General features: G+C 58.8%; 10 protein-coding genes. 3 read left to right on the forward strand and 7 right to left on the reverse strand.

The window, feature by feature from the left end; all coding sequences use genetic code 11:
* Window positions 1-130: 130 nt before the first annotated feature.
* Window positions 131-547, forward strand: a complete 417-nt coding sequence (locus tag K9857_RS28330; protein ID WP_224541561.1) for an OsmC family protein — start codon at window positions 131-133, stop codon at window positions 545-547.
* A 62-nt stretch (window positions 548-609) separates the two neighbouring features.
* Window positions 610-1470, forward strand: coding sequence for a pirin family protein (locus K9857_RS28335; protein ID WP_224541564.1), 861 nt, complete (start codon window positions 610-612; stop codon window positions 1468-1470).
* Window positions 1471-1603: 133 nt separating this feature from the next.
* On the opposite strand, the gene K9857_RS28340 is transcribed toward K9857_RS28335, so the two are convergent.
* The 4 genes from K9857_RS28340 to K9857_RS28355 form a co-directional block, all read right to left on the reverse strand.
* Window positions 1604-2332 (reverse strand): dienelactone hydrolase family protein, encoded by a 729-nt coding sequence (locus K9857_RS28340; protein ID WP_175379142.1) that lies wholly within the window; start codon window positions 2330-2332, stop codon window positions 1604-1606.
* Window positions 2333-2399: 67 nt separating this feature from the next.
* Window positions 2400-4304 (reverse strand): molecular chaperone HtpG, encoded by a 1905-nt coding sequence (htpG, locus tag K9857_RS28345; RefSeq protein WP_224541566.1) that lies wholly within the window; start codon window positions 4302-4304, stop codon window positions 2400-2402.
* A gap of 81 nt (window positions 4305-4385) precedes the next feature.
* Entirely contained in the window at window positions 4386-4838 is a 453-nt protein-coding gene (locus K9857_RS28350; RefSeq protein WP_224541567.1) for a PaaI family thioesterase, read from the reverse strand.
* On the reverse strand, window positions 4835-5311 hold the full coding sequence (locus K9857_RS28355) for a PaaI family thioesterase (protein WP_224541569.1): 477 nt from the start codon (window positions 5309-5311) through the stop codon (window positions 4835-4837). The genes K9857_RS28350 and K9857_RS28355 overlap by 4 nt, the downstream gene beginning before the upstream one ends.
* Window positions 5312-5471: 160 nt before the next feature.
* Between K9857_RS28355 and K9857_RS28360 the strand changes: the two genes are divergently transcribed.
* On the forward strand, window positions 5472-5717 hold the full coding sequence (locus tag K9857_RS28360; RefSeq protein ID WP_175379138.1) for a hypothetical protein: 246 nt from the start codon (window positions 5472-5474) through the stop codon (window positions 5715-5717).
* A 78-nt stretch (window positions 5718-5795) separates the two neighbouring features.
* Here K9857_RS28360 and K9857_RS28365 read toward each other — a convergent pair whose 3' ends face one another.
* The 3 genes from K9857_RS28365 to brnQ form a co-directional block, all read right to left on the reverse strand.
* Window positions 5796-6197, reverse strand: a complete 402-nt coding sequence (locus K9857_RS28365; RefSeq protein ID WP_224541571.1) for an MAPEG family protein — start codon at window positions 6195-6197, stop codon at window positions 5796-5798.
* Window positions 6197-6934: a DUF599 domain-containing protein gene (locus K9857_RS28370; RefSeq protein WP_224541573.1), complete on the reverse strand. Its 738-nt coding sequence runs from the start codon at window positions 6932-6934 to the stop codon at window positions 6197-6199. The genes K9857_RS28365 and K9857_RS28370 overlap by 1 nt, the downstream gene beginning before the upstream one ends.
* 238 nt (window positions 6935-7172) lie before the next feature.
* Window positions 7173-8486: a branched-chain amino acid transport system II carrier protein gene (gene brnQ, locus K9857_RS28375; RefSeq protein ID WP_224541575.1), complete on the reverse strand. Its 1314-nt coding sequence runs from the start codon at window positions 8484-8486 to the stop codon at window positions 7173-7175.
* Window positions 8487-8745: the final 259 nt, after the last annotated feature.

Consider the following 8745-nt stretch of genomic DNA (forward strand, 5'->3'; position numbering starts at 1 on the left):
CGCCGTTACCGAAGCAACGGATAAGCACACAGACCCCAAGGAAAATTGGAACAACAGACAGCACACCCGCTCTATACCTTCAAAGCCGTTTTTGATCGAATGACCAATCCCGATGCCAACGAGGTTCCCCATGACAGTCACCGTCAACACCATCTCCGCCGAAGGCCTGCGTCACACCGTACAAATCGATGACCACGAACTCTTCGCCGACGCCCCCGTCAACGCAGGCGGCGAAGGATCGGCGCCGGAGCCGCACGACTACTTCGATGCCGCACTGGGCGCATGCAAGGCGTTAACCCTGAAGATGTACGCGAAGAAAAAGGACATCCCCCTGACCGGCGTCGGCGTAGAAGTAAAACGCGACAACAGCGAAGAGCAAAAAGGCAAATACGCCCTGCACGTCAAACTGACCCTCAAGGGCGTCCTGACCGATGCACAACGCGACGAACTGCACCGCGTGGCCGACCGCTGCCCGATCCACAAGCTGATGACCACCAGCGAAGTCAGCATCGAAACCCATCTTTCCGAAGGCGCGTTCAGCCAGTAGCAGCATCGGTTGCGCAAGCGGGTTATGCTCGAGCGCATAACCCGCTCAGCCTGGAACGCACCATGAACACTCCGCTCGTGATCCGCCCCCGCGCAGAAGACGTCGAGGGTCAGCCGATTCTCCGCCCGCTGCCCTCGGCCAAATGCCGCAACGTCGGGCCCTTCGTGTTTTTCGACCACATGCTCGAGACGCGCTATGCCGCAGGCGATGGCATGAACATCCGCCAGCATCCGCATATCGGTCTGTCCACCCTCACCTATCTCTTCGAAGGCCAGCTCCAGCACAAGGACAGCCTGGGCACGAATCAGGTGGTCAAACCCGGTGATGTCAGCTGGATGACCGCCGGCACCGCCATTGCCCACGTCGAGCGCACCCCCGAGGCCCTCAAGGGCCAGGATTTCACGATGCACGGCCTGCAGATCTGGCTGGCCTCTCCCAAGGAGCACGAACAGGGCCCCGGCCACTACAGCCACCATCCGGCGGCCACACTGCCGGTCAGCGAGAGTCTTGGAATACAGATTCGAATGATTGCCGGATCAGGTTTCTGCCTGGAATCGCCGGTGCCGGTGCTGTCCCCCACGCTGTACGCCGAATTGCACCTGCAAACGGCGACCACCCTGCTGATCCCCACCGAGCATGAGGAACGTGCGCTGTATGTGCTCAGTGGCGAGGTACAGCTCAATGGCGAGCCGGTGGAACCCCATGATCTGGTGGTCCTGCCACCGGGAGAAGAGATGACATTGTTCGCCGATAGCGACAGTCATGCGGTGCTGTTTGGCGGGGCGCCGCTGGATGGTCCGCGGCGGATCAACTGGAATTTTGTCTCGAGCGATCCGGCCAGGATCGACGAAGCGCGCAAGCGCTGGGCGGCCGGGGATTGGCCGAAGGTGCCTGGGGAATCCGAGAGGATCGAATTGCCCTGAGTCTTGTATTACCCGTTACTCAGCCTTCGCGAGCAAGCCCGCTCCCACATTGGAATGCGATCAAATGTGGGAGCGGGCTTGCTCGCGAAGAGGCCCTGTCAGGCGCAGAAAAAATCAGCACCTGACAACCAACTCAGCCCTTGAACACTTCATCCAGCAAATTGTGCATCGAGGTAAACGCCCGCGCGGCAATCTTGGCGTCATACATCATCATGCCCGGCACCTTGGCGTGCGGGTCAGTGAACGAGTGGAACGCGCCGCCGTAGCTGAGCAGCTGCCAATCCACACCAGCGGCATTCATTTCATCCTCGAACGCCGGCAACTGCTCCTTCGGCACCAACGGATCGGACGCGCCGTGCAACACCAGCACCTTGCCCTTGATGTTCTTCGCATCCGCCGGATTCGGCGTATCCAGCGTGCCGTGGAACGAAACCGCCGCCTTCACCGGCGCACCGGTACGCGCGAATTCCAACGCACAGCAACCGCCAAAGCAGAAACCGAAGGTCGCCAGCTTCGAAGTATCGACCGCGGCCTCACCCTGCTTCTGCAACTGCTCGAACGCCGCCTGCATGCGCTTGCGCAGCAATGCACGGTCATTCTTCAGGGGCATCATCGCGGCGCCCGCCTCGTCGTTGTTCTGCGGACGAACCGATTGACCATAGATATCGGCGATCAATACCACGTAGCCCTTGGCCGCGACGGACTTGGCGATCTCCTCGGCACCCGCGCCGACGCCCATCCAGTTCGGCGCCATCAACAGACCGGGACGCGCGCCCTTATGGTCGGCATCGAACGCCACGCGGCTTTCGTATGGCTGGCCGTCAATCTGGTAGGCAACGGAACGTACAGTGATTTGGCTCATTTCTGACTCCTGATTGTTAAACACCAGAATGAAAAAACCCGCCGAAGCGGGTTTTTTCAGAACGCAGTTAAACCGACAGTTCAACCAACAGCTTGTTCAGCCGGCGCACATAGGCCGCCGGGTCCTTCAGACTGTCGCCAGCCGCCAGGGCCGCCTGATCGAACAGAATGTGCGACAGGTCGCCGAAGCGCTCGTCGCTCTGCTCCGCGTCGAGCTTCTCGATCAGCGGGTGGCTCGGGTTGAATTCGAAGATCGGCTTCGAATCCGGCACCTTCTGCCCGCTCGCTTCGAGGATCTGACGCATTTGGAGGCCCAGATCCTGCTCACCGATGGCCAGGATCGCTGGCGAATCGGTCAGGCGATGGGAAACCCGTACTTCCGCAACGGATTCGCCCAGTGCGGTTTTCAGACGCTCAACCAGGCCTTCTTTGGACTTGGCGACTTCTTCAGCAGCCTTCTTGTCCTCTTCCGAATCCAGGTTACCCAGGTCCAGATCACCGCGCGCCACGTCGACGAAGCTCTTGCCGTCGAAATCGCTGAGGTAGCTCATCAGCCACTCGTCGATGCGGTCGGTCAGCAGCAGCACTTCGATGCCTTTCTTGCGGAAGACTTCCAGGTGCGGGCTGTTCTTGACCTGCGCGTAGGTTTCGCCGGTCAGGTAGTAGATCTTGTCCTGGCCTTCCTTGGCGCGAGCCAGGTATTCAGCCAGACCAACCACTTGTTCGCCGTCGTCACCAATAGTCGATGCGAAACGCAGCAGACCGGCAATTTTTTCCTTGTTGGCGAAGTCTTCCGCCGGGCCTTCCTTCATGACCTGGCCGAAGTTCTTCCAGAAGCCCTTGTACTGCTCAGGCTCGTTCTTGGCCAGCTTCTCCAGCATGTCCAGCACGCGCTTGGTCAGTGCCGACTTCATGGAGTCGATGATCGGGTCTTTCTGCAGGATTTCCCGCGATACGTTCAGCGACAGGTCGTTGGAGTCGACCACGCCCTTGATGAAACGCAGGTACAGCGGCAGGAACGACTCGGCCTGATCCATGACGAACACGCGCTGCACGTACAGCTTCAGGCCTTTCGGCGCTTCACGCTGGTACAGATCGAACGGAGCACGGGCCGGCACGTACAGCAGCGAGCTGTATTCGAGCTTGCCTTCTACCTTGTTGTGGCTCCAGCTCAGCGGATTTTCGAAATCGTGAGCGATGTGCTTGTAGAACTCCTGGTATTCCTCGTCTTTCACTTCGGTGCGAGGACGGGTCCACAGGGCGCTGGCGCGGTTGACGGTTTCCCATTCAACGGCCGGCTTCTCTTCGCCTTCGGCGGCTGCAGCTTCTTTGGGCAACTCGATCGGCAAGGCGATGTGGTCGGAGTACTTCTTGATGATGTTGCGCAGGCGCCAGCCGTCGGCGAACTCGTCTTCGCCGGACTTCAGGTGCAGAACGATACGGGTGCCGCGGTCGTCTTTGTCGACAGTGGCGACTTCAAACTCGCCTTCGCCCTTGGACGACCAGTGCACGCCTTCGCTGGCCGGGCTACCGGCACGACGGCTGAACACGTCGACCTTGTCGGCCACGATGAACGCGGAGTAGAAGCCCACGCCGAACTGACCGATCAGGTGCGAATCCTTCTTCTGGTCGCCCGAGAGGTTTTTCATGAAGTCGGCGGTGCCGGACTTGGCGATGGTACCCAAGTGGGTGATCACATCTTCACGGCTCATGCCGATGCCGTTGTCTTCGAGAGTGACGGTCTTGGCGTCCTTGTCGAAGCTCACACGGATTTTCAGTTCCGCGCCACCTTCCAGCAACTCAGGCTTGGACAGGGCTTCGAAACGCAATTTGTCTACAGCGTCAGAGGCGTTCGAGATCAATTCGCGAAGGAAAATTTCCTTGTTGGAATACAGCGAATGGATCATGAGGTGCAGCAGCTGCTTTACCTCGGTCTGGAAGCCCAGGGTTTCCTTTTGAGTTTCCACACTCATGGTCATCAAACTCCAATCAGATGGCGTGAGCCGCGACCAAGAGGGTCTGCGGCGGGTTGTCATGTGAGTTGGGGGCTGCATTCAGGATTTCAAGGGCTCCTCCAGTTTGAAATGCGCCCGGGCGGTGGCAATGGGCTCGCCTTCGGTGCTTTGCCAGGCTGTAATCGCCACATTGCCCACCCGACGGCCCTGACGGCACACCTGGCATCGAGCCCAGGTATCGCGGAACTGTCCAGCGCGCAGGTAATCGAGGGAGAAATCGATAATTTTCGGCACCCCCGGCGAGCCGGTGGTAATCAGCAGATGCAGCGCGGCGGCCAGTTCCATGAAGCCGGCAATCACGCCGCCATGGATCGCGGGCAACAGCGGGTTGCCGATGTTGTCCTTGTTGGCCGGCAGGCGAAACAGGAGCTCATCGCCTACCCGCGAGCATTCGAGGCCGATCAGCGTGGCGTAGGGAATCAGTTGCAACAGCGCTGTGTAGTCGCCCTGCTCATGGGCTTTTTGCAGTCGATCCTGGAAACCGTCTGTCATTTCGCACCTCCGGCGATGGCACCACCAAGGCCCTTGGCGCCCTTGATGCCCTTGCCCATGCGCATGAACGTGCCCACCACGTGGGCGATGGGCTGTTCGGGATCGTCCTGATAGGCAAAACCGCGAGCGAAGATCACGTCGGTGGTGACCCGGTAGCACTGGGCGAAACCGTACACATCCTTGTGCGGTTCGGCGGCATGCATGTAGTCGATGCGCAGGTCGAGAGTGGGACAGACCTCGAACTCCGGCAACACACAGAGGGTGGACATGCCGCAGGCGGTGTCCATCAGTGTGGTAATGGCGCCGCCGTGGATCACCCCGGTACTCGGGTTTCCAACAATCTGCTGGCTATAAGGAAGAACTACTGTCATCCCCTCTTTGCTGGCGTTGTGAACTCGTAATCCGAGGACCTGACAATGACGCAAGGCTGACATGAAGCGTATCGCGCGCTCAAAAATAGGGTTTTCGGCCATCTGCAGATGCTCTATGTGAATACTTGAAGAAGTGAAGTAACAATCCGCGTAAAAGTTCCGCATTAGAACAAACTTATATATCTGAAGCATTTGAGGAACTTAACCCCTGGGCCTGTGCTCGAAAGGCCAAGTAGTTATTTTCCACAAGGAGAAACACCCCATGCGTAAGACTTTAGCTATTGCCTTGATGTTGACCGCTTCCCTCGGTCTCGCTGCCTGCGATAAAAAATCCGAGGACAAAGCTCAAGATGCCAATCAACACGCCGAGCAAGCTCAGGAAAAAATGAACGAAGCTCAGGATAAGGTGAACGACGCGGCGAAAGAAAACGCCGAAGCCGCCAAAGCTCAGGCTGAATCGAACGAAGCAGCGGCAAAAGAAGCCGCGCCCGAAGCACCTAAGAACTAATTCGGTTTTTAGCGTGATAAAAGAAAACCCGCCAAGTGCGGGTTTTCTTTTGCCTGCGATTTTTTACGAGATCCAGCCTTAGAGCAAAATCGTTCGAAAAGTCGGACTAATCATCAGCAATAGCGAACAGACTAATCCCACCAGCCACACCAGGCTTCGCTGCCACGCCAGATCTTTCCAGTAACACAGCAAGTAGATAACTCGCGCGATGACAAAGACGATGGCGATCAGATCAATGAGCCAGCCCGCCGTCTGAGTGGTATGCGCCATCAGGACGCCCACCGAAAACAGGATGAACGCTTCGATACTGTTCTGGTGTGCCGCCACCGCCCGGGCGCCAAACCCGGTTAGTTGCCCCTGCTGTTGACGCGGCAGGTGATTGTCGTAACCACCCTGCTCTTTCATGGCCTTGGTTACGGGCATGCGCGCCACGTAGATCAACAAGGCACTGATAAACACACACCAGAACGGAATACTCATCAAGCGGCCTCTTTATTGACCTCGGGCAACGGCGCCTCTGTAGGGGTATAGACCATCACGTCGAGTACGTCGGAATGAAACTCGCGGCGATACAACACGATCACCACACCGGCGCTCATCAACATGAACAACCAGGGGCTGACGAACCAGGCGAGCATGCTCATGCCGAAGTAATAGGAACGCAGGCCGAAGTTGAATTGGTTGGCCGCCATGGAGATGACCCGCGCAGCGCGGTTGGCAAAGGCCTTGCGCTCCAGTTCCGAGACATGGCGTTCGCCGGCCATCGGCGCCGAGCCCACCAGGATCGCAGCAAAGTTGTACTGGCGCATGCACCAGCTGAAGGTGAAGAAGGCGTAGACGAACACCAGCGCCAGGCACAGCAACTTGATTTCCGACATGCCCTGAGAGGCCTGCTGGACCATCGGAATATCCGCCAGCAACGACACTGCACGCTCGGACGAGCCAAGCACCGTCAGGATGCCGGCCAGGATAATCAGGGTGCTGGAGGCGAAGAAAGAGGCGTTGCGCTCAAGATTGCCGATCACGCTGGCATCGGCGATACGGTTGTCACGCAGCAGCATGCGGCGCATCCAGTCTTCGCGATAAAGATGCAGCACGCTGGCCAGGCAGGCGGTGTCACGGCCTTTCCAGGTCGCATAGCGGGTGTAACCACCCCAACAGATGACGAACCAGAGCGCGGCAAGGAGGTGGATCAGGTTGGCTTGGATGAACGACATGCAGGTCCTTGTGATGTGCAGGTGGAAAACCGTACCCATGTGGGAGCGGTGGCTCGACAATTCGACTTGCTCGAGAAAGCGGTGTGTCAGTCGACATCGCCATTGAATGTTATGCCCTCTTCGCGAGCAAGCCCGCTCCCACAATAGATTTGCGTGAAGCAAAAAAATGCCCCGTATCGATTGATACGGGGCATTTCCTTTTTGCCTGATCGGCCCGCTCGTGACGGGCCGATGAAGCTTAAGCCAGCGCTTCGGCGCGCTTGCCCAGCAGGCGGTCGCAGACCACGGCGACCACCAGGGTCATCACCGACGGCACCAGCCACGCCAGGCCCTGCTCGCTCAGCGGCAGGTGAGCCAGTTGTGCCGGCATCCAGTCCGCCAGGCCCGCGCCCTTGAGCGCGTCGATCAGGCCGAACAGGAACGACACCAGCATCACCGGACCGACGATCCGGCCTTGCTCATGCCAGAAGTCTTTGCAGAAGCTCAGGGCGACCAAGGCGATGCACGGCGGGTAGATCGCGGTCAGCACCGGGATCGAGAACGCGATCAGCTTGGTCAGGCCCAGGTTGGACACCAGCAGCGAGAACGCGGCGAGGATGATAACCAGGGTCTTGTAGGACAACGGCAGCACTCGGCTGAAATATTCAGCGCAGGCACAGGTCAGGCCAACCGCCGTTACCAGGCACGCCAGAGAGATCAGCACTGCCAGGAAACCGCTGCCGAGCGATCCGAAGGTGTGCTGCACATAAGCATGCAATACCGCCGCGCCGTTGGTGGCACCAGCGGCTACTTCATGGCTGCCGGAGCCGAGGCGGAACAGGCTGACATAGACCAGCGCAAGACCGACGCCTGCAATCAGACCGGCAATGATCGCGTAACGGGTGATCAGCGCTGGCGACTCAACACCGCGGGAACGGATGGCATTGACGATCACGATGCCGAACACCAGAGCGCCGAGGGTATCCATGGTCAGGTAGCCATTGATGAAACCCTGTGAGAATGGTGCGGCGACATATTCAGGGGTGGCCTGACCGATGTCACCCGCCGGCAAGGCGAATGCCGCGATGCCCAATACCGCCAGGGCAATGATCTTCAGTGGCGCGAGGAAACGCCCCACGGTGTCCAGCAGGCGGCCCGGGTAGAGCGAGATGAAGAACACCAGCAGGAAGTACACCGAGCTGTACAGAAACAGCGCCAGCGGGCTTTCGCCAGTCAGCGGGGCCAGACCCACTTCGAAAGACACGGTAGCGGTGCGCGGCGTGGCGAACAGCGGACCAACGGCCAGGTAGCAGGCAGCAGCCAGCAGACCACCGGCGACTTTGCCGATCGGGCTGCTCAAGGCGTCCATGGCGCCACCGACCTTGGCCAACGCGACCACGGTGACCACCGGCAGGCCGACTGCCGTGACCAGAAAGCCCAGCGCCGCCATCCAGACGTTAGGCCCGGACTGCAAACCGACGATAGGCGGGAAGATGATGTTGCCGGCCCCGACGAACAGGGCAAACGTCATAAAACCAAGCGCCAGGATGTCCTGGCCTTTCAACACTTTCATTAAGGAAATACCACACTACTGAATCGGAATTTAGAGAGGGGTTTCCCTTATGGGTGAGGGAAATGCTGCCGGTCCGTATGGGACTGACCCTTTACGCGGTAGCTGCCTTGTGGGCGGCGGACGCAAAAATGGCGCGTAGCCTAACGAATTTGGGTGAAAAGCGCACTGTTTGAGGGCGTACATTCCGATCTACGACATTTTTGTGTCGCGTTTTAGCATGAAATTGTTGAGTGTCTGTAAGTCCGCTATCGCGAGCAGG

Origin of the sequence: Pseudomonas sp. REP124 (assembly GCF_020164475.1) — a bacterium.
GTDB lineage: Bacteria > Pseudomonadota > Gammaproteobacteria > Pseudomonadales > Pseudomonadaceae > Aquipseudomonas.

Excerpts from the sequence above, each read along its gene's own strand:
- K9857_RS28335 (WP_224541564.1), top strand. The coding sequence starts at position 610 with ATGAACACTCCGCTCGTGATCCGCCCCCGCGCAGAAGACGTCGAGGGT.
- K9857_RS28355 (WP_224541569.1), bottom strand. The coding sequence starts at position 5,311 with ATGGCCGAAAACCCTATTTTTGAGCGCGCGATACGCTTCATGTCAGCC.
- K9857_RS28360 (WP_175379138.1), top strand. The coding sequence starts at position 5,472 with ATGCGTAAGACTTTAGCTATTGCCTTGATGTTGACCGCTTCCCTCGGT.
- K9857_RS28365 (WP_224541571.1), bottom strand. The coding sequence starts at position 6,197 with ATGAGTATTCCGTTCTGGTGTGTGTTTATCAGTGCCTTGTTGATCTAC.
- K9857_RS28340 (WP_175379142.1), bottom strand. The coding sequence starts at position 2,332 with ATGAGCCAAATCACTGTACGTTCCGTTGCCTACCAGATTGACGGCCAG.
- brnQ (WP_224541575.1), bottom strand. The coding sequence starts at position 8,486 with ATGAAAGTGTTGAAAGGCCAGGACATCCTGGCGCTTGGTTTTATGACG.
- K9857_RS28370 (WP_224541573.1), bottom strand. The coding sequence starts at position 6,934 with ATGTCGTTCATCCAAGCCAACCTGATCCACCTCCTTGCCGCGCTCTGG.
- K9857_RS28350 (WP_224541567.1), bottom strand. The coding sequence starts at position 4,838 with ATGACAGACGGTTTCCAGGATCGACTGCAAAAAGCCCATGAGCAGGGC.
- htpG (WP_224541566.1), bottom strand. The coding sequence starts at position 4,304 with ATGAGTGTGGAAACTCAAAAGGAAACCCTGGGCTTCCAGACCGAGGTA.
- K9857_RS28330 (WP_224541561.1), top strand. The coding sequence starts at position 131 with ATGACAGTCACCGTCAACACCATCTCCGCCGAAGGCCTGCGTCACACC.